This window comes from Mesorhizobium sp. WSM4807 (genome assembly GCF_055811615.1).
On record NZ_JBVVQY010000016.1, the window covers coordinates 27,605 to 52,353 of the forward strand.

Below are 24,749 nucleotides of genomic sequence, written 5' to 3' on the forward strand. Positions count from 1 at the left end.
CGCATTCTATGATCTTGAAAACGCTGGTTTCTGCTTGGCCTTGAAAGCGTCGACACCAGCCTTGAGATCGCCGGTCAGCGCGATGAAGCCACTGGCCAGCGCCTCTGTCGCGGCAGCACTTTCCTCGCCCTCGGCGACCGCGATCATCAGCTTGGCGGCCTGCGTTGCCAGCGGGCCGCGCTCGGAGATCTTGCCGGCCCAGGCCTTGGCCTCGATGAACGCCTTGCCCGTGTCGACCACCCGGTCGACGATGCCCAGAGCGAGTGCTTCGGCCGCCACGAACGTCTCGCCGCCGATTGCCATACGCCGCACCGTCTGCGCGCCGAAGCGGCGCACCGCGCGCTGCGTGCCGGACCAGCCGGGCACCACGCCGATCGAGGTTTCCGGGAAGCCTAATTTCACCTGCGCCTCGGCGACCCGGAAGTCGCAGGCGACCGCCAGTTCCAGCCCGCCGCCCAGCACATGGCCGGACAGCACGGCGACGGTCGGTTGCCGTAGCCGCGCCAGACGGTCGAAGACGCGGTGGCCGTAGCGAACCCATTGCACCTGGAAATCGGCGGCACTCATTTGCGACCAGGCTTCGACATCACCACCCGAGCAAAAGCCCTTGCCTTCGCCGAGCAGCAGCACGACACGAACGCTGTCCGCAGCTTCCGCCGCGTCGAGCGCGGCTTCCAGCGCGCGCAGCATCGGGATGTCGAGCGCGTTGAATTTCTCCGGCCGGCGCAGCGTGACGATGCCGAGGTCGCCGTCGGTTTCAAAGGTGACGAGACGCTCAGCCATGCGCGCCTCCAAGCGAGGCGCCGCCATTGAGCGACAGTCCGATCGGCCGGTCACGGTAGAGCGCGTCCGGCGTGACTTTCAGGTCGTTGGCGACGGCGAGCGGAATCTCGGCCTGCGCCAGCACGTCGCGCTGAAGATCGATACCGGGTGCCAGCTCAGTCACCATCAGCCCATCCGGCGTCAGCTTCATCACGCAGCGTTCGGTGACATAGGTGATGTCCTGTCCTTGCGCGACCGCGCGCTTGCCCGAGAAGGAGATGTGCTCGACCTCGCCGACCACTTTCTTGACCTTGCCTTCCCCGTCGATACTGATGCCGCCATCGGCCAGCGACAGCTTGGCCCCGGCATTGAAAAAGCCGGAAAACACGATCTTCTTCGCCCGCGCGGTGATGTCGACAAAACCGCCGGCGCCGGCGGTGACATGCGGCCTGGCCGAAAGCTTCGACACGTTGACCGAGCCATTGCGATCGATCTGCAGGAAGGACAGCAGCGAGGCGTCGAAGCCGCCGCCCTGGAAGTAGATGAACTGGTGTGGCGAAGGCATGAACGCGTCGGCGTTCGACGAGCAGCCGAACTTGAAATCGAGCAGCGGCACGCCGCCGACCGCGCCCTGTTCGATTACCCAGGTGACCTTGCCGTGCTGGCCTTCCTCGATAAGGATGCGCGGCACGTTGGCCGAGATGCCGAAGCCGATATTGACGGCCATGCCGTCGGCAAGCTCCATCGCGACGCGCCGCGCGATCACCTTCTGGACGCTCATCTCGGCGTTGCGGAAGGTCGACAGCGGCCGGAAGATCTCGCCCGAGATCGCCGGATCGTAGGGCGTCAGCGTCGTTTGCAACTGGTCGGGCGCCACCACGATATGGTCGACCAGCACACCGGGCACGCGCACGTCATGCGGCTTCAGCGTGCCGTTCTCGACGACGCGCTTGACCTGCGCGATGACGATGCCACCGTTGTTGCGGGCGGCGAGCGCCTGTTCCAGCCCGCCGAGATAGGCGCCCTCGTGCTCATAGGTGAGGTTGCCGCGCTCATCGGCCGTCGTCGCCCGGATGACTGAGACGTCAGGCACGATCGAGCGGAAATAGAGCCATTCCTCGCCGTCGAACTGCTGCACCGAAACGATCGGCTCGCTGGCCGCCGCATTCATGGCGCAGCCCTGATGACGCGGGTCGGCGAAGGTATCGAGGCCGACCTTGGTCAGCACGCCGGGGCGCTTGGCAGCGGCTTCGCGGTGCATGTCGAACAGGATGCCAGACGGCACGTTGTAGGCGGCGACCGAATTGTCGCCGATCATCTTCCAGATCTGCGGCGGCTCCGACGATGACGGGCCCGAGGGATAGGAGCCGCACAGCGTGCGCTTCAACAGGCCGGGCTTGGCCAGATGGTCGATACCCCTAATGCCGTACATGTCGCCGGCGGCGATTGGATGCAGCGTCGTGATGTCCTTGGGATGGCCTTCCGCTTCGAAGCGCTCACCGATGGAGGCGAGCACCGCATCCGGGCAGCCGAGGCCGCTCGACGACGACACGGAAACGACCATGCCGTCCCTGATCAGGCTGGCGGCTTGCGCTACGGAAACGAGTTTGCTCACCCTGCGCCCCCGAGTTTCGGATCGATCGCGGCTGATTTGCCGGACTTGGCTGACTGCAACGCCGCCTCGGCCGCGGCCAGCGACCAGACGCCGTCCTCGCCAGTGGCCGACGGCTGGCCTTCGCCACGGATCGCCGCATGGAGCTGGCGCAAAGACCTGACATATAGATCTTCGCGGTCGAAGCTCAATTCCTCCTCGCCTTTTGCCGTGCGCAGCAGCACAGAGCCGATCGGCTTCTGCGTCATCACATCTTTCGCGATCAGCGAGCCTTCGCTGCCATGCACCTCGAAGCCGGTGCCGGCGAACTTGGTGGTGAAGCCCTCATGCGACTGGGCGATGATGCCCGATTTGAAGCGCCAGATGCACATGGCGCCGTCCTCCAGGCCGCCGGCGGCCATGCCTGCGGCCTGGGTGAACGCTGAAACCTCGAGCGGATCGTCGTCGAGCACGAAACGCAGCGTGTCGGCATCGTGCACGGTGATGTCGAGCACGACGCCGCCGCCGGCTTCCGGCCTGGTGATGCGCCAACCCTGCAAATTCTCAGGTAGATAGACGGAGTGAAAGACGCGCGCAGCGATCGGCTTGCCGATGCGGCCGGCGGCGATGGCTTCGCGCATCGCCCGGTGCGAGCCGGCATTGCGCAAATGATGGTTGGTGCCGAGCACGATGCCGGCCGCCTTGGCGGCGGCGACCATCTTGCGCGCATCGGCGCCGGTCAGCGCGAGCGGCTTTTCGCACAACACATGTTTTCCCGCCCTGATGGCGGCTAGTGCCTGTTCGAGATGCAGTTCGTTGGTGGTCGAGATGTAGACGGCGTCGATGTCAGAGCCGAGCAATTCATCGAGCGTCGAGACGGCAAACGGAATGCCGTTCTCCCTGGCATAGGCAGCGGCGCGCTCCGGGCTGGAACTCATCACCGCCGTGATCTCGCTGTTCGGTTGCGCGCGGATGGCGTTGATCATGAATTGCCTGGCGATCGTGCTTGCGCCGATCAGTCCCCATTTGACGGTCATGCCGCGTCTCCCATTCCAGCACGGCGATCAGGACCGCAACTGTCCCTGACGACGAGGTTGACGGCGCCGATATGATCCTCGGCGCGCGTGGTGCGCGACTGGATCATCTTCAGCATGACATGGGCGGCGCGCTCGCCCAGGCCTGCCGAATCCACCGCGACGCTGGTCAGCGCCGGCATGTAGTGCTGGGCTTCGATCACGTCGTCGAAGCCGACGACGGCGAAATCCGCGCCGGGCTCGAGGCCGCGCTTGCGCAGCGCCAGCATGACGCCGAAGGCGACCGCATCGTTGAAGCACAGCGCCGCGGTCGGCGGCTCGGCCATGGCGAGGGCCGTCTCCAGGCAGGCAATGCCGCCCTTGCGGCTGGTTTCGCCTTCGACGACGAGTATATCGCGTTTGGCGATGCCGAGCCCCTCGCAGGCCTCGCGAAAACCGCCCAGCCGCTCGTGATAGACCACCAGATCCGATGAGCCGCCGAAGAAGGCCAGCCGGCGATGCCCTTTGCCGATCAGATGGGCGGTGGCGAGCCAGGCGCCGCGATGATTGTCAGGCGCGATCACCGGGATGCGGCTTTCAGGAAGGCGGCGCATGGTGAAGACGATCGGAAGCCCCGCCGTCTCGATGCGGCGGAAAGCACCGGGCGTCGTGCCGCGCGCCGGCGACACGATCAGCCCGGCGACACCTTGCTCCATCAGCGATTTCAGCACCTCTTCCTGGCGCACCGGGTTCTCCGCCGTGTTGGCGATGAACGGCACGATGCCCGCCGACTGGAAGACACGCTCCATGCCGACCGCCATTTCGGCGAAAAACGGGTTGGTAAGGTCGTTGATGACCATGCCGATGACGTTGGAGTGGGCCTTGCGCAGATTGGCGGCGCCGCGGTTGTAGACATAGCCGACATCCTCGATCGCCTTGCGAACCTTCAGCGCGGTCTCAGGCCGGATCAGACCGCTGCCCTGCAGCACGAGCGACACCGTCGACTTGGACACGCCCGCCTCACGGGCAATGTCGAGTATCGTCGCCTTGGGCCTGCTGGCCATCCCGATCGTCCTCCGGTATTTTCTGGTCGAATTTATTGGAACGTTCTAATTCCGTGCTGCATTTGAGTCAATCAGGATTTTTCTCGAATCCAGAAAACGAGTACCCCGCGGCTGAAGGCGGTGCACTCAAAGGGCTTTGTCGCTGCGAGGCAGCATTTCGGGGCATGGATTGAGAATCAAAAGGTTCTTGATTTATTGGAACGTTCCATTTATAGGCGCGACCAAGGGAGAGATCGATGGACATTGCCTTGCCCGGGGAGGGCGGTCGCAGCACTCGCTACCGCCTTGTCGGCCAGCCGGCACAGCCGGTGATCGGCGCGCGGTTTTCGCGCATTGCCTATGCCGCCGCCCATGTCGTTGCCGATCCCCTTGAGATGACCGATCCATGGGCTCATCCAGCGGTCGACTGGGAGCGCACGATGGCGTTTCGCCATCATCTGTGGCGGCTCGGCTTCCGCATCGCCGAGGCGATGGATACTGCACAGCGTGGCATGGGTTTCGACTGGACAAACGCCAGGGAATTGATCCGCCGCTCGATCGCCGAGGCGCGAACCGTCGGGGGCGCCGAGCTCGCCTCAGGTGCCGGAACAGACCATCTGGCGCCAGGCGCCGTCAGGACACTCGACGATGTCATCGCGGCCTATGAAGAGCAGTTCGATTTCATCGAAGGCCTGGGCGGCACGGCGATCATGATGGCCAGCCGCGCGCTGGCGGCTGTCGCCAAGGGTCCCGACGACTATATAAGCGTCTATGATCGCATCCTGTCCCAGGCATCCGGCAAGGTCATCCTGCACTGGCTGGGCGACATGTTCGATCCGGCGCTGAAGGGTTATTGGGGCAGCCATGATTTCGACACCGCGCTCGACACGGTCGTCGCCATCATCGAACGCCACGCCGGCAAGGTCGAGGGGATCAAGATATCGCTGCTCGATGCCGGCAAAGAAGTTGCCCTGCGCAACCGGCTGCCGGAAGGGGTCGTCATGTTCACCGGCGACGACTTTAACTACCCCGAGCTGATCGCCGGCGACGGCGAAAGACATTCGCATGCGCTGCTCGGGATTTTCGACGCCATTGCGCCGGTCGCCAATGCCGCGCTGGCGAGGCTGGCCGACGGCGACCGCGCCGGCTATGACGCGCTGATGGCGCCGACAGTGCCTTTGTCGCGAAAGATCTTCGAGGCGCCGACCGAGTACTACAAGGCCGGTATCGTCTTTATGGCGTGGCTGAACGGCCACCAGGACCATTTATCGATGGTCGGCGGCATGCAGTCGGCGCGTGGCATTAGCCACTATGCGGATGTGTTCCGTCTTGCCGACCAGGCCGGATTGCTGGCCGACCCGGAGCTTGCCGTCGCAAGAATGAAGAACCTGTGCGCCGTGGCGGGCGTTTGAGCGCCAACCACAAGAAGAGCTCGCCCGAAATCTCCGATTTGCCTTGTCCGGGCAAATCTGTATGCGCTATGCGTCCGACGCAGGACCATCTGGCGCGGCGACGCCAGTGGTCATAGCGACCGTTCTGCATAGGGATACGCCAATGGATTTCGACCTTCAGGGCAAGCGCGTTTTCGTGGCCGGGCATCGCGGCATGGTCGGATCGGCCATATTGCGCAGGCTGGCGGACGAGGACTGCGAGGTCCTGACCGCATCCCGCGATGAACTCGACCTGATGGACCAGGCCGACGTGCGGCGCTGGATGGCAGACCACAGGCCGGATGCGGTGGTGATGGCGGCGGCCAAGGTCGGCGGTATCCTGGCAAACAACAGGTTGCCGGTCGATTTTCTGCAGGACAATCTCATCATGCAGACCAATGTCATCGAGAGCGCTTTTCGCAACGAGGTGCAGAAATTGCTGTTTCTCGGTTCGTCCTGCATCTATCCGAAGTTTGCGGCACAGCCGATCTCCGAGGACGCCTTGCTGACCGGTCCGCTCGAACCGACCAACGAATGGTACGCGATCGCCAAGATCGCTGGGCTGAAACTGTGCCAGGCCTATCGGCGCCAATACGGTGTCGAGTACATCTCGGCGATGCCGACCAACCTCTATGGCCCCGGCGACAATTTCGACCTCTCCACCAGCCATGTCGTACCAGCCCTTATGCGCAAGGCGCACAAGGCCAAGCGGGCCGGCGACAAAACCCTGGAGGTCTGGGGATCGGGCACGCCGATGCGCGAGTTCCTGCATGTCGACGACGCCGCCGACGCTCTGGTCTGGCTACTGAAAAACTATGCCGGCGACAGCCACGTCAATGTCGGCTCGGGCGAAGACATCACCATTGCCGAGCTGGCCCGCACCATGCTCTCCGTCGTCGGCGCCGACGCGGTGCTCACATTCGATGCGACGAAGCCGGACGGCACGCCGCGCAAGCTGATGGACGTGTCGCGCCTGTTTGCCACGGGCTGGCGCCCGCGGTACTCGCTTCAGAGCGGATTGGAACAGACCTATGCCTGGTTTCTCCAGCATATCGAGACAGGTGACCTCCGCCTCGGCGCGGCCTGATCCTCAACGACGCTGATTGCCGCACCAGACATGACGGCTTGGGCGGCCGTCTCTTGGCCATGGCCAATGCAAAGTCGCTCGCCGACACGCTTGGATACCGTTTCGGATTGACCTAGAGGAGCGATGCCCTCACCCAAATTTCATGATTCATGTCGTCGATGTAGTCGAAAAGATATTCTCTGCCGACTTTATTGAGAAGCATTGGCTGGGCGAGAAAATCAAGGCGTCCGATTTTGGCATTCTCGAAAATGCGGCATTCACGCGGTCCAGCCCGGAAGCGCCCTTGAGCGAGGATATCTGCGGGATACGGCGGATTGTCTGGATGGTGGGCGTGACAGGGATTGAACCTGTGACCCCTGCAATGTCAATGCAGTGCTCTCCCGCTGAGCTACACGCCCATCCGAAGCCGCGCATACACCATTTTTGCTACGGCGCGTCAATAGCAGGAAAAGGGAAAGAAAGGTTCGCCTTGCCACGCCGTCGAAGGCGCGCTGAAGCCGTGCCGGAATCGGATCAGGCTGCCTGCAGCATCTTTTCGACCTCGTTGACGAGGTCGCGCAGATGGAACGGCTTCGACAGCACCTTGGCGTCTTTCGGCGCCTTGGAATCCGGATTGAGCGCAACCGCGGCGAAGCCGGTGATGAACATGACCTTGAGGTCGGGATCGATCTCGGTGGCGCGGCGGGCGAGTTCTATGCCGTCCATCTCCGGCATGACGATATCGGTCAAGAGCAGCGAGAAAGGCTCTTCGCGCAGCCGCTCATAGGCGCTGGCGCCATTGTCGAAGTCGCTGACTTGGTAGCCGGCACGCTCCAGCGCCTTGACGAGGAACCGGCGCATGTCATCGTCGTCTTCCGCCAGTAGAATGCGTGCCATCTTTTCCCGTCCGAATCACCCGTCCGAGTCTGCCGTGGGGCAGCCCGTTAACCATCCTGTATATGAGGAGGTGAGGGTAAACATCAAGTGAACGATAAAGGCCCGATCGGCCTTTAACAAAGCGGCCCGGACCCCGAAACGCTGGACATGCGGCCGGCGAGGTGGCACCTTTCCAACCATGATGCATTGGTGTTTCCGGATTCGTTCAAATTGAAAACGGCAGCCGAGGATTTTTCGGTCGTTCCTCCCTTCGAAATCCGGTCGGGCGCCGAACAGCGCGTCCCCTTCCTCTTCAACTCGCCGCATAGCGGCCGTCACTATCCGGACCGGTTCCTGGCGATGGCAAGGCTGGATCGAAACGCCATCCGCCGCTCCGAGGATTGCTACGTCGACGAATTGTTCGGCGGCGCCGTCGCGCTCGGCGCGCCGATGCTGGCGGCAAACTTCCCGCGCGCCTATCTCGACGTCAACCGGGAGCCGTGGGAACTCGATCCGCGGATGTTCGCCGAACCCGTGCCGTCCTTCTGCAACATCCGCTCGGCACGCGTGGCCGGCGGGCTTGGCACCGTGCCCAAGCTGGTGGGAGAGGGGCTCGAAATCTATGCCGGCCGCTTGCCACTGGCGGAAGCCGTCGCGCGTATCGAGGCTGTCTACAAGCCTTATCACGAGACGCTGAAACGGCTTTTGACCAGGACCCATGCGCGGTTCGGCTTTGCCGTGCTGATCGATTGCCACTCGATGCCGGCGAGCATCAGGGTCGGCGACAGCGGTGTCAGGCCCGACTTCATCGTCGGCGACCGTTTCGGCATCTCCGCCTCGGCAGCGTTGACCGAGACGGCGATCGGCCTGCTGATCGGCATGGGCTACACCGTCGCCTATAACAAGCCTTACGCCGGAGGCTTCATCACCGAGCACTATGGCCGCCCCGTGCGCCATCTCCATGCACTGCAGATCGAGGTCAATCGCGGGCTTTACATGAACGAGCGGACGTTCCAGAAATCCGCCGGCTTCGATGCACTCGCCGACGATCTGGCACAATTCTCGGCCGATCTGATGGCGATGCCCGACCACCATTTTATCGATCTGCCGCTTGCCGCCGAATGATGCCGAAAATCGAAACGAGACCTTGCGCCAGATAAAGGCGTCGACGTGCGGGTCGGGGAAGCGCAATCCGCTGGATGCCACGCCGAAAAAAAGACCGCATCGTTTGCACGACACGGTCGAAGTCTAGGGAGGAAACGCCCAAGGAGGGCATGGACAGGAAAGCCTGTCCGAGAACAAATCTATTGTGCGATGCACAAATGTCAAGCCGTCGACCGGAGTTTTTAATTCACGGTGATGTGGAAACTGAATTCGAGGGCGCCAGCGTTGCATTCGAGCAACAGTTGACGATGCGCAAAAGTTCCGCACGCCCTTGCTTTGGCGGAAAACCACAGGCAAACGACGGTTCCAGCAGGCTGCAACGCGGGGAGACTCAGTTGGATATCAGCATCGATTTCATGCGGCGCATTGCGCATGCCGCCGCGGCCGAAACCTTGCCGCGCTTCCGCAGCCAGGGCGCGGTCGCCAACAAGGAGCAAGGCAGCTTCGACCCGGTCACCGAGGCCGACCGCGAGGCCGAGCGGGTCATCCGGGCGCTTATATCAGCGGAATATCCCGATCACGGCATCCTTGGCGAGGAGCATGGCAGCGAGAACATTTCCAGCAGGCACGTCTGGGTGATCGATCCGATCGACGGCACGCGCGCCTTCATTTCCGGCCTGCCGGTGTGGGGAACATTGGTCGGGCTGACAGTCGACGGCGATGCCGTTGCCGGCATGATGTCGCAGCCCTTCACCGGCGAGCTTTTCTATGCCAACGCGTCCGGTGCCCATTATGAAGGCCCGGGCGGACCGCGAAGGCTGACGACACGCAAGACGGCAAGCCTCGCCGAGGCGACGCTGTTCACCACCACGCCGGCACTGTTCAGGGGAGACGCGCGCCTGCGCTACGACCTGTTCGAGCAGCAGGTCCAGCTCGCCCGCTACGGCACCGACTGCTATGCCTTCGCCATGGTCGCGGCGGGAAGCGTCGACATCGTCGCCGACCCCGGTTTAAAGCCCTACGATATCGTCGCGCTGATCCCGATCATCGAGAAGGCCGGCGGCGTCGTCACCACCTTCGAAGGCGGACCGGCGGAAAGGGGCGGCGACATCCTGGCTGCGGCAACGCCGGAGCTTCATGCCGCCGCGATGGCGGCGCTGCGTGGCTGAACCGGCTGGGCAGCTGGCGATTGCGGGACCAAGGTGCCCACCGGCGATGTAGCCCACGCTCCTGACAGGAAGATGTCAGCAGCTCTCTGCTATGGAGATCATGCCACGGGGAGGTATTCATGTCGACGCAGTCAACAGCCAGCCGTTCCGAAAATGCTCCAGCAGACAGCCGGGCCGATTTCGATCTCTTCTTCGGACGCTGGAACGTCAGCCATCGAAGGTTGCAGAAGCGGCTGCAAGGCGACACGAACTGGGACGTGTTTGGCGGGACATGCGACGTGCGCCGATCCTTGGCGGCCTCGGCAATGTCGACGACAATGTGATTGAATTGCCCGGCGAGGCCTATCGCGCCGCCACGCTGCGGACGTTCGATCCGGCGACGAGACAATGGTCGATCTGGTGGATCGACGGCCGCAACCCGGCAACCATCGATGTTCCGATGCGCGGCACCTTCGAAGCAGGCGTCGGCACGTTCCTGTGCGACGACGTCTTCGACGGACGCAATATCCAGGTTCGCTTCCTCTGGTCGCGGATCACTGAAAAATCGGCGCGCTGGGAGCAGGCTTTTTCACCGGATGGCGGCAAGACCTGGGAGACCAACTGGATCATGGATTTCGCCCGGCAGGGATAGGCCGACGATCGAGGTTGGCAGGCATTTTCAAGCCGAGGCATGGACTTCAATGACTTGGAGCGCTCTTGGAGCGTCCGGAGGGAGTGCGGCACTCAATCAGGCGGTGTCGTCGCTTCCCGGGATGAAGGCATCGAAGGCGGCAAAGAACTGCTCGCGATAGAAGTCGGCTTCCTGCAATATTTCATGGCGTGCACCATCGATCACCAGCAGCGAACCGAGGCGCAGACGTCTGGTGTAGGTTTCCACCGCCTTGGTCGAGACGACCTGGTCGGCACCGGCGGCGATCACCAGCAAGGGTACCTGGATCCTGGCCATGAAGTCGGGATCGCTGATGGCCTCGGAGGCCTGCGCCGCCGCTTTCAGCCAGCGTATCGTCGGGCCGCCGAGCGCCAGTTGCGGGTAGGTTTCGTAGATCAGCGTGTTGCGTCGGTACCGCTCTGGATCTGATGTCACCATGTTGGCGCCAAACGGAATGATTCTTCTGGGCCGCGGACCCCAGGCGGCATAAAGCTTGCCAAGGCCCAGCAGACAGAACAGCGAGCACAGGCGGCGAACGGTGGTTGTCGAGACCGGCAGGTCGGGGACGGCCAGGAATGGCGCGATCAGCACCATGCGCCGTACGCGGTTCACCATCGACGGTGCGGCAAGCAGCGTAATCACCGCCCCAGCCGAATGGGCCAATATGTAATATGGCCCCCGGCAGTCGGGCAGCACGATCTCCTCGAAGAACTGTTCCAGGTCGCCGGTATAGTCGAAGAAGCTCCGGACATAGCCGCGCTCGCGGTCGCTGATCAGCCGGTCGGAACCGCCCTGGCCGCGCCAGTCGAGGGTGGCGACGCCGAAGCCGCGATCGGCAAGGTTGCGGATGGTCTCGAAATATTTTTCGATGCACTCGTTGCGGCCGGTCAAGACGACCACGGTGCCCTTCATCGGGCGGGCAACGGCGGGAAAGAGGCCGTAGCGGATCTTCTTGCCATCGCGCGTCGTAAAGAAACCACCGGCCGCATTTTCCGGTAGCGGATTGCCCGGAATTTCGCGGAAGAGGGGAACTTTGTTGAGGAGGTCCGTCATTTGGCGCTGCGTTTGTGTGTCGCTGCCTGCATGGCGCAAGCTTTGGTAGGCATAGACGCCCATGCAGCAAAAGCAAAGGAATTCCGGACGCGTTGGAAAGGCTGAACGAGGCAGCCGGCGAGTGAGGCCGAAAGCAGCTTGCGGCATGCTTCCGGCCCCCCGTCGATCCGGGAGGAAGGGACGTTACACCCGGTCGGCCCCGTTGCGGCATCTCGCGCGTGACCCCGAAAATCGGACCCGATTTTCGCTGTGAATCATGCGCAATCAAAGTGTTACAGCGTCCTTTGCGTGTCCGAGAGGACGCGCGACGCCGTAACCGCCGCCTGTTCCTTGATCCTGGAAGCAGTCTAGCTCCGCTTAGCTGAACGCCCGCCGAAGCCGCGGTTCATCTGCCGTTCATCGAGAAATCTTGAAATGCTTTCAGGTGTTCCCCAAATGTCTGTTGCGGCCGCCAATGTCGGGGCCGCTGGCCTATTCGGAACGCCGTCACGGGTTTCGCACCGGCCATACGCAAACTTTGTTGCTCAACAGGAGAACACACTATGCGTCACGTTGATTTTTCCCCGCTCTATCGTTCGACCGTCGGTTTCGACCGGCTGTTCACAATGCTCGATTCGCTTGCGCAGCCCGAAGGCGCGCAGACCTATCCGCCCTACAACATCGAGCGCACCGGCGAGGATTCCTATCGCATCTCGATGGCGGTCGCCGGCTTCTCGGACGACGAGCTCTCGATCGAAGCTCACCGCAACGTGCTGACCGTCAAGGGTGAGCGCAAGGAAGAGGGTAATGGCGAAGGCTCCGAACTGCTCTATCGCGGTATCGCGTCACGCGCCTTCGAGCGCCGCTTCCAGCTTGCCGACCATGTTGAAGTCGTCGGCGCCTCGCTGAAGAACGGCCTGCTCTTCGTCGACCTCAAGCGCAATATTCCCGAGGAGCTGAAGCCCCGCAAGATCGCGATCACCGCGTCTTCGGCGAAGGCCAAGCAGATCGAGGCCAATACCGCCGCGTAAGCTGCGTCACAAGGACGACTTAAAGCGCGTCGCGGCTGAGCGGAATCATGCGACGCGCTTTAAGTTCTTGTTTTTATGCATGTCGTTATCGCAAAACCGCTGCGCACTTTTGCGCGACATGCATTAAGGCACGAAGGGCGGCGCCCGGCGCCGCCCTTTTTTGGTGGATAAGGTGCCGCTATCCAGCAATTAGCTGGCCAAAGCGGTCGACCTCTTCGGTCGTGGTCGCAAAGCTGGTGACGAAACGGTATAGCGCCTCGTCCTCGCCGATATGGCCGTCAAGGCCATGCGGCACCCCCCAATCGTAGAATTTGGCGCCGCCGGCCTGCAACCGTTCGGCATTGTTGCGGCTGAGGATTGCGAAGACTTCATTGGCCTGGGGAAGCCAGGCGAGCCGGGCCGAAGCAGAATCCTCAATTGCTGCCGCCAGCCGAGCCGACATGGCGTTGGCGTGTCGCGCGGTTTCCAGCCACAGATTGTTGGCGAAATAGGCTTCGAACTGGGCCGAGATGAAGCGCGACTTGGAAAAGTTCTGGGCGGCGCGCTGGCGCAACAGGCGCAAATCATGCCCCAGGTCTGGATTAAGAACCACGACTGCGTCGGCCATCCAGCAGCCGTTCTTGGTGCCGCCAAAGGAGACGATGTCGATGCCGCTCTTCCAGGTCATTTCCGCCACAGTGGTGTCTATCGCGGCAATCGCGTTGGCGAAGCGCGCGCCGTCCATATGCAGAGGCAACCCATGACGGTGGCTCACTTCGGAGATGGCTGTGATCTCGGCGACGGTGTAGACGGTGCCAACTTCCGTCGCCTGCGTGATCGTGACCGCCATCGGTTGGCCGGCGGGAGCCAGGTCTTGGGAATAGCGCATGATGGCCCGGTCGAGCGCCTGCGGATTGATGCGCCCCAATGGACCCGGCACCGGCGACATGCGCGCCCCTCCGGTGTAGAAGCCCGCCGCGCCGAATTCATCGACGGTCATATGCGCTTCGGAATGGCAGAAGGCGACGCCGCCAATTCGGTTGCACGCGCTCATGGAGAGGGCGTTGGCCGCCGTACCGGTTGCGACGAAGAACACTGCAACCTCGCGTTCGAAAATTTCGCTGAAGCGCCGATAGATGGCGCGGTCCAGGTCGCTGTCGCCGTAAGCAGTGGCAGCACCTGCGGCATGCCGGGATAAATTGGCTGAGATGTCGGGATGGGCGCCTGCCCAATTGTCGGAAGCGAAATTCATGCGTTTGCCTGTGCTGGGAAAATCGATGCAACCTTGGCCGCTTTCGCATGCCGCTCGCAAGTGCCAAGCGGCGGAAAAGCGGTAAAGCCAGCGAGAGGCCGGGACACAGGCGGACGACCGAAGCTTGCGTTTTGGTACGGTCGCGCGTAATTTTCTGTCTCTAAATGCCTAAGATTGTTGTGAATCGGTCTTGTGCGCATCCGCAATTTCTGTCATAAAAATTTAGGACAGTAGTGCTGTCTTATTTTGTCGCACAAAAACAGGCTGGATTGGCGTATCATTGGGTCTCTCCGGCCGTTGCCGCGAGCGACAGGTAGACAGCCCGGCTCTGGCCTGTACGATTGCCGGATGCGAACCAGGCCGCCTGGTTTGGCAAGGATTTCGCAAGACGTGCCGTAAGGATGAGAGGGAAGCTCATGCGCTTCCCAACGGAAACCAGCGCCCTTAGGGCTGGGAATGGAGGACAGGATGATGACGGAAATGACGCCATCTGCGACGAACGGCCCGGCCGCGCAGACGAAAGCGCCAGCTGTCAAAAATCCGTCGCTGACCAAGATTGGGCGCACCCATACCGGCTTCGCAGCCCAAGGCCTTTACGACCCCCGCAACGAGCACGATGCCTGCGGCGTCGGCTTCATCGTCAACATGAAGGGCGTGAAGTCGCATCAGATCGTCAAGGACGGCCTTGCGGTGCTCGAAAACCTGACGCATCGCGGCGCCGTTGGCGCCGATCCGCTGATGGGCGACGGCGCCGGCGTGCTGGTGCAGCTTCCCGACCGCTTCTTCCGCGAGGAGATGGCCAGCCAGGGCGTCGAACTGCCCAAGCCCGGCCATTACGCCGTCGGCCATGTGTTCATGCCGCGCGATCCTCAGCTTCAGGCGCATATCGAAGGCATCATCGCCGAGGTGGCGCAGCTTGAAGACCAGCCGCTGCTCGGCTTTCGCGATGTGCCGGTCGACAATTCATTGCTGTCAAAGGCGCCTGATATCGCTGCTTCCGAACCGGTCCAGCGGCAGGTGTTTTTGGGTCGTGGCGCCGAGATCGAGAGCGACGATGATTACGAGCGGCGGCTCTACATCCTGCGCAAGGTCATTTCCGGTCGTATCCATGAAGAGACCAAGGGCGTCGATAATGGCTTCTACGTCGTGTCGATGTCATCGCGGACCATCGTCTACAAGGGCATGTTCCTGGCCTATCAGGTCGGCGCCTATTACAAGGATCTGACCGATCCGCGTTTCGAGACGGCGCTGATCCTCGTCCACCAGCGTTTCTCGACCAACACCTTCCCGTCGTGGAAGCTGGCGCATCCCTATCGCATGGTCGCCCACAATGGCGAGATCAACACGCTGCGCGGCAACGTCAACTGGATGGCGGCGCGGCAGGCCTCGGTCGATTCCGAACTGTTCGGCAACGACATCTCCAAGCTGTGGCCGATCTCCTATGAGGGGCAGTCGGACACCGCCTGTTTCGACAATGCGCTCGAATTCCTGACGCAGGGCGGCTACTCGCTCGCCCATGCGATGATGATGCTGATCCCGGAAGCCTGGGCCGGCAACAAGTTGATGGATCAGGATCGCAAGGCCTTTTACGAATACCACGCCGCCCTGATGGAGCCGTGGGACGGACCGGCCGCAGTAGCTTTTACCGACGGCCGCCAGATCGGCGCAACGCTCGACCGCAACGGGCTGCGCCCGGCGCGCTACATCGTCACCGACGACGATCGCGTCATCATGGCTTCGGAAGCCGGCGTGCTGCCGGTGCCGGAGGAAAGGATCGTCAAGAAGTGGCGGCTGCAGCCCGGCCGCATGCTGTTGATCGACCTGGAGAAGGGCCGCATCGTTTCCGATGAGGAGATCAAGTCGGAGATCGCGACCAGGCATCCCTACAAGAGCTGGCTCGCCAACACCCAACTCATCCTTGAAGACCTGAAGCCGGTCGAGCCGCGCGCGCTGCGCAGGGACGTCAGCCTGCTCGATCGCCAGCAGGCGTTCGGCTACACCCAGGAAGACACCAAGCTGTTGATGTCGCCGATGGCAACCACCGGCCAGGAAGCGGTCGGCTCGATGGGCACCGACACGCCGATTTCGGCGATGTCGGACAGATCGAAGCTGCTCTACACCTATTTCAAGCAGAACTTCGCCCAGGTCACCAATCCGCCGATCGACCCGATCCGCGAGGAACTGGTGATGAGCCTGGTGTCCTTCATCGGGCCGAGGCCCAACATCTTCGACCTCGTCGGCAATTCGCGTCGCAAGCGGCTCGAAGTGCGCCAGCCGATCCTGACCAATGGCGATCTGGAGAAGATCCGCTCCATCGGTCATACCGAGGACCGTTTCGACACCAAGACGATCGACATCACCTATGCTTCGAACGAAGGTGCGGCCGGCATGCAGGGCGCCATCGACCGGCTGTGCGAGCGCGCTGAAGCGGCGGTCGCCGGCGGCTACAACATCATCATCCTGTCCGATCGTCAGCTCGGGCCGGACCGCATCGCCATTCCGGCACTTCTGGCGACGGCGGCGGTCCACCATCATCTGATCCGCAAGGGATTGCGCACGTCGGTGGGGCTCGTCGTCGAGTCCGGCGAGCCGCGTGAGGTGCATCATTTCTGCTGCCTTGCCGGCTACGGCGCCGAGGCGATCAATCCTTACCTGGCCTTCGACACGCTGCTCGACATGCACAAGCGCGGCGAGCTGCCGGCCGAGGTCGACGCCTATGAGGTCGTCTCCCGCTACATCAAGTCGATCGGCAAGGGCATTCTCAAGGTGATGTCGAAGATGGGCATCTCGACCTACCAGTCCTATTGCGGCGCGCAGATCTTCGACGCGATCGGGCTGAAGACCGATTTCGTGCAGAAGTATTTCACCGGCACCGCGACGCTGATCGAAGGCGTCGGGCTGGAGGAGATCGCGGCCGAGACGGTCAGCCGCCACGCCGACGGCTTCGGCAACGACCCGGTGCTGCGCAACAGCCTCGAGGTCGGCGGCGAATACATGTTCCGCATGCGCGGCGAAGCGCATATCTGGTCACCGGATGCCGTGGCCACCCTACAGCATGCCGTGCGCCAAGGGTCGTGGGAGACGTTCAAGGACTATTCCGCTCAGATCGATAGCGAGGCGGCGCGGGCGCAGAGCATTCGCGGCCTGTTCAAGATCAGGTTCGCCGAAGAAACCGGCCGCAAGAAGGTCGCGCTCGACGAGGTTATGTCGGCGGCCGATATCGTCAAGCGGTTCTCGACCGGTGCGATGTCCTTCGGCTCGATTTCCAGGGAAGCGCACACCACGCTGGCGCGCGCCATGAACACGATCGGCGGCAAGTCGAACACCGGCGAGGGCGGCGAAGAGGCCGACCGCTACCTGCCGCTGCCGGGCGGCGGCAAGAACCCCGAGCGGTCGGCGATCAAGCAGGTCGCTTCCGGGCGGTTCGGCGTGACGGCGGAATATCTGGTGAATTCCGATGTGATGCAGATCAAGGTCGCGCAAGGCGCAAAGCCCGGCGAGGGCGGTCAGCTGCCCGGCCACAAGGTCGATGCCACCATTGCCAAGGTCAGGCATTCGACGCCCGGCGTCGGCCTGATCTCGCCGCCGCCGCACCACGACATCTATTCGATCGAGGATCTGGCGCAGCTCATCTACGACCTTAAGAACGTTAATCCGGCGGCGGATGTGTCGGTCAAGCTGGTGTCCGAAGTCGGTGTCGGCACGGTTGCGGCCGGTGTCGCCAAGGCGCGCGCCGATCACATCACCATTTCCGGCTATGACGGCGGCACCGGCGCATCGCCGCTGACCTCGCTCAAGCACGCTGGCAGCCCGTGGGAAATGGGCCTTGCCGAGACGCACCAGACGCTGGTGCTCAACGGCCTCAGGTCGCGCGTCGCGCTGCAGGTCGATGGCGGCCTGCGCACCGGTCGAGACGTCGTCATCGGTGCATTGCTTGGCGCCGACGAATTCGGCTTCTCGACCGCGCCACTGATCGCGGCCGGCTGCATCATGATGCGCAAGTGCCATCTCAACACCTGCCCGGTCGGCGTCGCGACGCAGGATCCGGTGTTGCGCAAGCGTTTCAAGGGCACGCCGGAACACGTCATCAACTTCTTCTTCTATGTGGCGGAAGAGGTGCGGGCGCTGCTCGCCGAGATGGGCTACACCCATCTCGACCAGATCATCGGCGACACCGAACTCTTGGAGAAGCGGGCGCTGATCCAGCACTGGAAGGCGCGCGGGCTCGATTTCAGCAAGATGTTCTTCAAGCCGGATGCCCCACACGAGGCGGTGCACTGGACCGAGCGGCAGAAGCATCCGATCGACGACGTGCTCGACCGCAGGCTGATCGAGCTCGCCAAGCCGGCACTAGAAGCCAGGCAGCCGGTCAGCATCGAGCTGCCGATCCGCAATGTCGACCGTTCCACCGGCGCCATGCTGTCCGGCGAAGTGGCAAAGCGCTTCAAGCACAAGGGCCTGCGTGAGGACACGATCTCGGTGAAGCTCACCGGCACCGCCGGCCAGTCCTTTGGCGCCTTCCTGGCGCGGGGGGTTTCGTTCGAGCTGGTCGGTGCGGCCAATGACTATGTCGGCAAGGGCCTGTCGGGTGGACGCATCGTCATCCGCCCGCCGGAGAACACGAAGATCGTTGCAGCGGAGTCGATCATCGTCGGCAACACCGTGCTCTACGGCGCAACCGAAGGCGAGGCCTATTTCTGCGGCGTTGCAGGTGAGCGTTTTGCGGTTCGCAATTCAGGCGTGGCCGCCGTCGTCGAAGGCGTTGGCGACCATGGCTGCGAGTACATGACCGGCGGCATTGTCGTCGTCATCGGCCAGACCGGCCGCAACTTCGCCGCCGGCATGTCGGGCGGTGTCGCCTATGTGCTCGACGAGGAAGGTGATTTCGCCGAGCGCTGCAACATGGCGATGGTCGAACTTGAACCCGTTCCCGAAGAAGACGACCTGATGGAGAAACTGCTCCATCATGGCGGCGATCTCGACCACAAAGGCCGCGTCGACGTGTCCGGCGACATGACCAGCCATGACGAGGAGCGGCTCTATCAGCTGATCTCGAACCACGTCCATTACACGGGTTCGGTGCGAGGCCGCGAGATCCTCGACAACTGGGCGACTTTCCGGCCGAAATTCCGGAAGATCATGCCGGTCGAATACCGCCGCGCGCTGATCGAAATGGAACGCATGCGCATGGGCGTGGCGGCGGAATAGGCTTTGGGAGTTGCCGGGAAGCCAGGCTTCCCGGGCGACGCCTTAATCAACAATCCTGGCCTCGGACTGAAGGTTGCCATGGCTGCCTTATGAGGTTAACGGGTGCGTCGTCGAGCGCGCCATCTGGACAGCAGGGACTGGACTATGGGCAAGGTAACAGGGTTTCTCGAGATCGACCGGCAGGTGCACAAGTATCAGCCGGCTTCCGACCGCATCCGGCATTTTCGCGAGTTCACGCTGCCGATGTCGGATAAGGAGGTCGAGAAACAGGCCGCGCGCTGTATGGATTGCGGCATTCCGTACTGCCACGGGCCGACCGGCTGCCCGGTCCACAACCAGATCCCGGACTGGAACGACCTCGTCTACAATGGCGACTGGGACAATGCGATCCGCAACCTGCACTCGACCAACAATTTCCCGGAATTCACCGGCCGCATCTGTCCGGCACCTTGCGAGGAAGCCTGCACGCTGAACCTCGAGGACATTCCGGTCGCCATCAAGACGATCGAGCAGGCGATAGCCGACAAGGCCTATGAAACCGGTCATATCCGGCCCTACCCGCCGGAAAAGAAGACCGGCAAGCGCGTCGCCGTCATTGGCTCGGGGCCGGCCGGCATGGCCGCCGCCCAGCAGCTTGGCCGCGCCGGCCACGACGTCCACGTCTTTGAGCGCGAGAGCCGGCCGGGCGGGCTGATGCGCTACGGCATCCCCGACTTCAAGATCGAGAAGCACTATATCGACCGGCGCATCGAGCAGATGCAAGGCGAGGGCGTGAGCTTCCATTGCGGCGTCAATGTCGGCGTCGACAGATCGGTGGCGCAGCTGCTCGCCGAATACGATGCTGTGCTCTATTGCGGCGGTTCGGAAACGCCGCGCCCGGCCAACATTCCCGGTGACGATCTCGACGGCGTGCATGACGCGATGCCCTATCTGGTGCAGCAGAACAAGCGCATCGGCGGTGAGCCGATCCAGTCGGTGGCGTGGCCCTCGCCGCCGATCGTCGCCGGCGGCCAGCATGTCGTCGTCGTCGGCGGCGGCGACACCGCCTCCGACTGCGTCGGCACCGCCTTCCGTCAGGGCGCCGTGCGCGTCACCCAGCTCGACATCCGGCCGCAGCCGCCGGAAAGGGAAGACAAGCTCTCGGTCTGGCCTTACTGGGCGACGAAGATGCGCACCTCGTCCTCGCAGGCCGAAGGCGCCGAGCGCGAGTTCCAGGTGGCGACGCTCGAATTCATCGGCGAGGACGGCGCGTTGACCGGCGTCAAATGCTGCGAGGTCGATGAAAAGCGCAAGCCGATCGTCGGCACGGAATTCGTCATCCGCGCGGATCTCGCCTTCATCGCCATCGGCTTTGCCGGGCCGGCTACCGTCGGACCGGTGTCGGAGCTGGCTGGCCAGATGAAGATCGCTATCGACAGCCGCCGCTCGAACAACGTCGAGGCCAATGACCGCGACTACAAGACCAGCGTCGAAAAGCTCTATGCGGCGGGCGATGTGCGCCGCGGTCAATCGCTGGTCGTCTGGGCGATCCGCGAGGGCCGGCAGGCGGCTCGTTCGATCGACGAGGCGCTGATGGGATCGAGCGTGCTGCCGCGCTGAGACCGTTTGGAAACTCTACTCCCGCGGCCATCTGAGGGCGTTTTCTGCGCTTCCGGCCTTCGCCGGCCGAAGCACTTGTGAGCGGTCGTGGCAGTCAAAGCTACGGCCGGCGTAGGCCGGTGCTCACGTACTCAAATGTACGCTCCGCTCCGGTTCTCGAAAACACCCTCATATGACTCACAGGAGCGGAGCGAGTTTCGAAACGGTCTCAGAGCCTGTATCAAGGATTGATTGCCGTCGTCGTGTCGCTTCCAGCGGCCGCCGCCGCAGGCTGTCCCTTGGGCGGCCAGGAAAAATCGTCGGCGCGGCCGGGCGAAGCAGCTGATGCCTTGCCCTCGACGACGAGTTTTTCGCCGGGCCTGTCCGCCTTCGCCGGCGATGCGGCGCCGAGAAGTTCAGAACCGCCATCGAGCGCCGGATCGTTGAGCAGCATCGGCACGGTGCGATCGACGGCCATGGGTGCCGGTGCCGGCGCCTCGACGGGAGCGCCCGTTGGCGCGTAAGCTGCCGGTGTGCCCGTGGGCGCGGTCATTCCAAGGATCTTCATCAAGGGTTTTTCGGCATAGAAGGCGAGCTTGCGTTTGCCGGCTTTCGACACATAGATGCCGTCGTCGGTGCGCAGGCGCGCCGGCTGGCCGTTGATATCAGGTCCGCTGGTGACAAAGGCGCCGTCCTCGTCGACGAAACCGTCCCAGATGTCGACGAATTCGCCGCCGTGACTTTCGGCCGTCGAGCGGTAGATGTCATTGAAAGCCAGCATGTCGGAGGTCATCTTCGGCGCCTTGAAGGCCGGCATGCCGACCCACAGAAACGGCACTTTGGCCGACGCAATGGCCTTGCCGAACGCTTCGGTGCGGCGTTCGTATTCCTTGGTCCAGGCTTCGGACCGCGGCTGTTCGCGTTCACCGTTCACGCGCATTTGCTGCCGATCGTTGGAGCCCAGCATGACGATCACGGCCGCCGGCTTTTCGGTCTCGATCAGCGCCTTGATCTGTTCGGGCCAGTTGTAGAAATCGTCACGCACGAAACCCGACGAACCGTTGCTGCGGACGACGATCCTGACCTTGGTGTTTTCGGCAAAGGCGGTGTCGAGACCTTCGGCGAGGCCGCTCGCCATGAAATCGCCGACCACCAGAACGGTGCGGGCATCCGGCGCCTTCTCGACGATGGGGGCTGCCGGCTCAGCCGGCCGGCGCGGCGCCGCACGGGCCTTTCTGGCTTTTGGCTTCCGTGGCCCGATCCTCTGAATCTGTCGCGGCTGAATCAGTCGCGGCGGTTCCACCCGCTCGCTTCGGCGCAGAAACAACAAGTCGCGCAGCGACCAGCCACGCCTTTGTTCTTCCTGCGCCACGGCCGGCGTGTGAAAGACGGCGGCAGTGCTGACGGCCAGAACGGCAATAGCCAGAATCAGGATCGGCACGCGACGAAGGATCACACGGATACGCGCAGCCGAAACCAATTACCGTCTCCATCCCTTAAGAGCGCCGGACTCTAATACAATTGTGCCGCCGCTCTATCTTTTTTGAGCATCGGATTTCCCCGAAACCGGTTTGGGTCCGATGCTCCAGGTCTGCCTATGCGAGGCTAGTTCTGCCTGAGCCATTTGAGCACTTCCATGCTCGGATGTCCGTCCTGGGTCAAGCCAGCCTTCGCCTGGAAGGCCATGATGGCGGCTTTCGATCCCTCGCCGATCTTGCCGTCGAACTTGCCGTCATAGTAGCCGTACTGGGAAAGCCGCTGCTGAAGCTCTTGCCTCTCCTCGAAGGAGAGCTTCGTGAAAGGCCGTTTCCAGTCCTGTACAAGCCCACCATAGCCGGCGATTCCGTCGGCAAGAAGGCCAACGGCAACCGCGTATTTGTCGGCATTGTTGTAGCGCTTGATGACCGAAAAATTCTTGATCATCAGGAAAGCCGGGCCGCCGCGGCCGCCTGGCACCTTCAGCGTGGCCTTCTCCGCACTATTCTTGAACGGCTTGCCGTTGACACGCGTGACACCCAGCGCTTGCCATTGCGACAGTGACTTCGATCCGGCCGGGAACTTCTTTCCGTCGGGAAGGCTGACTTCATAGCCCCAGGTCTTGCCGGCCTGCCAGCCGTTCTTCCTGAGCAGATTGGCGGCCGTTGCCAATGCATCGGGAATCGAATTCCAGATGTCGCGCTTGCCGTCGCCGTCCATATCGACCGCATAGGCCTGATAGCTGGTGGGAATGAATTGGGTATGGCCCATGGCGCCGGCCCATGAGCCGCTGAGGTGGCTTTTATCGATGTCGCCCCTTTGCAGGATTTTCAGCGCCGCGATCAACTGGGTGCGGGCAAATTTCGATCGTCTCGAATCGGCATAGCCAAGCGTTGCCAGCGAACGCACGACATTGCGCATGACATCGTCGCGCTTTAGGATTTCGCCGTAGTTCGATTCCATCGACCAGATGGCCAGCAGGATATGACGGTCGACGCCGTATTTTGCCTCGATCCTGTCCAGCCACGGCTTCCACTTCCTGGCCATCTGCTGGCCAACAGCGACCGACTGGTCGTGGACGCGGTTGTCGAAATAGTCCCAGGCGGGGGCGGTGAATTCGGGTTGATAACGCGCTTTTTCCAGCACGACCGGGTCGGCATCGCTGATGCCCTCGAATGCGCGGTCGTAAACGGCGCCGGAAACGCCGCTCCGCACCGCGGTGGCGCGGAAACTCGCCACCCATTGCCGGAAACCGGCGTCGGCAAAAGCCGATCCGGTGGGCAACAGCAAGGCAAGCGACAGGCTGGCGGCCGCAACGAAGCTTGTGAAGCGCGTTGCGGCGTTGCGAACGGACATCTTTTCCTCCTTCTTCATCACAGGAAGATCATTCATCGCCGAACCCGGTTAGCATTTAGTTTACCATAGGTGCCGTTGGGAACGAAAAGGCGGGTTGGTGCTTTACGGACTACAAATTTTTTTCTGACCAGCCGTTCCATAATCCTAGATTCCGGCACGAAAATGTCTCGAGGCGGGATTGCCGAACAGGCTTAGAAGCGGATAATTGACAGCATGAAGAGAGTTCGCAAGGCAGTTTTCCCGGTCGCCGGTCTCGGCACGCGTTTTCTCCCGGCCACCAAGGCCATACCCAAGGAAATGCTGACGGTCGTCGACAGGCCAGTCATCCAATATGTGGTCGACGAGGCACGCGAAGCCGGCATCGAGCATTTCATCTTCGTGACCGGCCGCAACAAGGCGGTCATCGAGGACCATTTCGACGTCCAGTTCGAACTCTATGACACGCTCGCCCAGCGCGGCAAGGACGACGAGCTCGCCCGCCTGCAGCGGCTGCAACCCTCGCCGGGACAGACCAGCTTCACGCGCCAGCAGGTACCGCTTGGCCTCGGCCATGCCGTCTGGTGCGCCCGCGAGCTGGTCGGCGACGAGCCCTTCGCGCTGCTTTTGCCTGACATGATCATGCAGTCGGAAAAAAGCTGCATGAAGGAGATGGTCGAGCTTTATGCCGAGACCGGCAACAACATCGTCGCGGTTCAGGAATGCGACCCCGCCGAGGCCCATAAATATGGCATAGTCGGCCGTGGCGAGGATACGCATCACGGTTTCCGCATCACCGGCATGGTGGAGAAGCCGAAGGCCGGCACGGCGCCCTCCAACCTATACATCAACGGGCGCTACATCCTGCAGCCGGAGATATTTGGGATTCTCGAGGGCCAGGAGAAGGGCGCCGGCAACGAGATCCAGCTCACCGATGCGATGCTGAAGCTGGAGAAGCAACAGCCCTTCTATGGCTGCCACTACCAAGGGCGCACCTTCGATTGCGGATCGCCGGAAGGCTTTGTCGAGGCCAACGTCGCCTTCGCGCTGTGGCGCAGCGACATAAACGGCCGCATGGCGGGCGTTATCCGCAAGCTTCTCGACGAGATGAAACCGTCAGAGCAACGGGGCGCGGCGTTCTAATTTAGGTATATCGAT

18 protein-coding genes and 1 tRNA gene are annotated in these 24,749 nt (G+C 62.5%); 9 read left to right on the forward strand and 10 right to left on the reverse strand.

Going from position 1 to position 24,749, the window contains the following annotated elements:
• Positions 1–6 precede the first annotated feature (6 nt).
• Genes AC0L3N_RS20795 through AC0L3N_RS20810 form a run of 4 tightly spaced genes read right to left on the reverse strand, consistent with a single transcriptional unit; the run spans position 7 to position 4,430 of the window.
• Positions 7–783: an enoyl-CoA hydratase/isomerase family protein gene (locus AC0L3N_RS20795; protein ID WP_473549307.1), complete on the reverse strand. Its 777-nt coding sequence runs from the start codon at positions 781–783 to the stop codon at positions 7–9.
• Positions 776–2,377 carry an acyl CoA:acetate/3-ketoacid CoA transferase gene (locus AC0L3N_RS20800; RefSeq protein WP_123149670.1) on the reverse strand — a complete coding sequence of 534 codons (1,602 nt, stop codon included), beginning with the start codon at positions 2,375–2,377 and terminating at the stop codon, positions 776–778. Before AC0L3N_RS20800 ends, AC0L3N_RS20795 begins: the two co-directional genes overlap by 8 nt.
• Positions 2,374–3,390, reverse strand: coding sequence for a Gfo/Idh/MocA family protein (locus AC0L3N_RS20805; RefSeq protein ID WP_123149669.1), 1,017 nt, complete (start codon positions 3,388–3,390; stop codon positions 2,374–2,376). The genes AC0L3N_RS20800 and AC0L3N_RS20805 overlap by 4 nt, the downstream gene beginning before the upstream one ends.
• Positions 3,387–4,430 carry a LacI family DNA-binding transcriptional regulator gene (locus tag AC0L3N_RS20810; RefSeq protein ID WP_123149668.1) on the reverse strand — a complete coding sequence of 348 codons (1,044 nt, stop codon included), beginning with the start codon at positions 4,428–4,430 and terminating at the stop codon, positions 3,387–3,389. The genes AC0L3N_RS20805 and AC0L3N_RS20810 overlap by 4 nt, the downstream gene beginning before the upstream one ends.
• A gap of 236 nt (positions 4,431–4,666) precedes the next feature.
• On the opposite strand from AC0L3N_RS20810, the gene AC0L3N_RS20815 reads away from it, so the two are divergent.
• Positions 4,667–5,821 (forward strand): dihydrodipicolinate synthase family protein, encoded by a 1,155-nt coding sequence (locus AC0L3N_RS20815; RefSeq protein WP_473549308.1) that lies wholly within the window; start codon positions 4,667–4,669, stop codon positions 5,819–5,821.
• Positions 5,822–5,963: 142 nt separating this feature from the next.
• The gene (gene fcl / locus AC0L3N_RS20820) at positions 5,964–6,926 is read left to right on the forward strand and encodes a GDP-L-fucose synthase (RefSeq protein WP_473549309.1); all 963 of its coding nucleotides are present in this window, start codon (positions 5,964–5,966) and stop codon (positions 6,924–6,926) included.
• 323 nt (positions 6,927–7,249) lie between these two features.
• Here the strand turns inward: fcl and AC0L3N_RS20825 are convergent.
• Positions 7,250–7,324, reverse strand: a tRNA-Val gene (locus AC0L3N_RS20825).
• A gap of 115 nt (positions 7,325–7,439) precedes the next feature.
• A complete protein-coding gene (gene cpdR / locus AC0L3N_RS20830) occupies positions 7,440–7,802 on the reverse strand; it encodes a cell cycle two-component system response regulator CpdR (protein WP_006199474.1) in 363 nt (120 codons plus the stop codon).
• A 147-nt stretch (positions 7,803–7,949) separates the two neighbouring features.
• Between cpdR and AC0L3N_RS20835 the strand changes: the two genes are divergently transcribed.
• The 3 genes from AC0L3N_RS20835 to AC0L3N_RS20845 all read left to right on the forward strand — a co-directional run bounded on the left by AC0L3N_RS20835 (position 7,950) and on the right by AC0L3N_RS20845 (position 10,685).
• The gene (locus AC0L3N_RS20835; protein WP_473549310.1) at positions 7,950–8,906 is read left to right on the forward strand and encodes an N-formylglutamate amidohydrolase; all 957 of its coding nucleotides are present in this window, start codon (positions 7,950–7,952) and stop codon (positions 8,904–8,906) included.
• 374 nt (positions 8,907–9,280) lie between these two features.
• Positions 9,281–10,054: a histidinol-phosphatase gene (hisN, locus tag AC0L3N_RS20840; RefSeq protein WP_473549311.1), complete on the forward strand. Its 774-nt coding sequence runs from the start codon at positions 9,281–9,283 to the stop codon at positions 10,052–10,054.
• Between the two features lie 271 nt (positions 10,055–10,325).
• On the forward strand, positions 10,326–10,685 hold the full coding sequence (locus AC0L3N_RS20845; protein ID WP_473549312.1) for a DUF1579 domain-containing protein: 360 nt from the start codon (positions 10,326–10,328) through the stop codon (positions 10,683–10,685).
• Positions 10,686–10,781: 96 nt separating this feature from the next.
• Here AC0L3N_RS20845 and AC0L3N_RS20850 read toward each other — a convergent pair whose 3' ends face one another.
• Positions 10,782–11,756, reverse strand: coding sequence for an alpha/beta fold hydrolase (locus tag AC0L3N_RS20850; RefSeq protein ID WP_473549313.1), 975 nt, complete (start codon positions 11,754–11,756; stop codon positions 10,782–10,784).
• 542 nt (positions 11,757–12,298) lie between these two features.
• Between AC0L3N_RS20850 and AC0L3N_RS20855 the strand changes: the two genes are divergently transcribed.
• Positions 12,299–12,766, forward strand: a complete 468-nt coding sequence (locus AC0L3N_RS20855; RefSeq protein ID WP_473549314.1) for an Hsp20 family protein — start codon at positions 12,299–12,301, stop codon at positions 12,764–12,766.
• Positions 12,767–12,944: 178 nt separating this feature from the next.
• On the opposite strand, the gene AC0L3N_RS20860 is transcribed toward AC0L3N_RS20855, so the two are convergent.
• Positions 12,945–13,997 (reverse strand): threonine aldolase family protein, encoded by a 1,053-nt coding sequence (locus AC0L3N_RS20860; protein ID WP_473549315.1) that lies wholly within the window; start codon positions 13,995–13,997, stop codon positions 12,945–12,947.
• Between the two features lie 471 nt (positions 13,998–14,468).
• Between AC0L3N_RS20860 and gltB the strand changes: the two genes are divergently transcribed.
• On the forward strand, positions 14,469–19,205 hold the full coding sequence (gene gltB, locus AC0L3N_RS20865; protein ID WP_473549390.1) for a glutamate synthase large subunit: 4,737 nt from the start codon (positions 14,469–14,471) through the stop codon (positions 19,203–19,205).
• Positions 19,206–19,349: 144 nt separating this feature from the next.
• Positions 19,350–20,804: a glutamate synthase subunit beta gene (locus AC0L3N_RS20870; protein ID WP_473549316.1), complete on the forward strand. Its 1,455-nt coding sequence runs from the start codon at positions 19,350–19,352 to the stop codon at positions 20,802–20,804.
• A 220-nt stretch (positions 20,805–21,024) separates the two neighbouring features.
• Here the strand turns inward: AC0L3N_RS20870 and AC0L3N_RS20875 are convergent, their stop codons facing one another.
• Positions 21,025–22,263, reverse strand: coding sequence for an SGNH/GDSL hydrolase family protein (locus AC0L3N_RS20875; RefSeq protein ID WP_473549317.1), 1,239 nt, complete (start codon positions 22,261–22,263; stop codon positions 21,025–21,027).
• Between the two features lie 125 nt (positions 22,264–22,388).
• Positions 22,389–23,615 carry a lytic murein transglycosylase gene (locus AC0L3N_RS20880; RefSeq protein ID WP_473549318.1) on the reverse strand — a complete coding sequence of 409 codons (1,227 nt, stop codon included), beginning with the start codon at positions 23,613–23,615 and terminating at the stop codon, positions 22,389–22,391.
• A gap of 213 nt (positions 23,616–23,828) precedes the next feature.
• On the opposite strand from AC0L3N_RS20880, the gene galU reads away from it, so the two are divergent.
• Entirely contained in the window at positions 23,829–24,734 is a 906-nt protein-coding gene (gene galU, locus AC0L3N_RS20885; protein WP_287211435.1) for a UTP--glucose-1-phosphate uridylyltransferase GalU, read from the forward strand.
• Positions 24,735–24,749 lie beyond the last annotated feature (15 nt).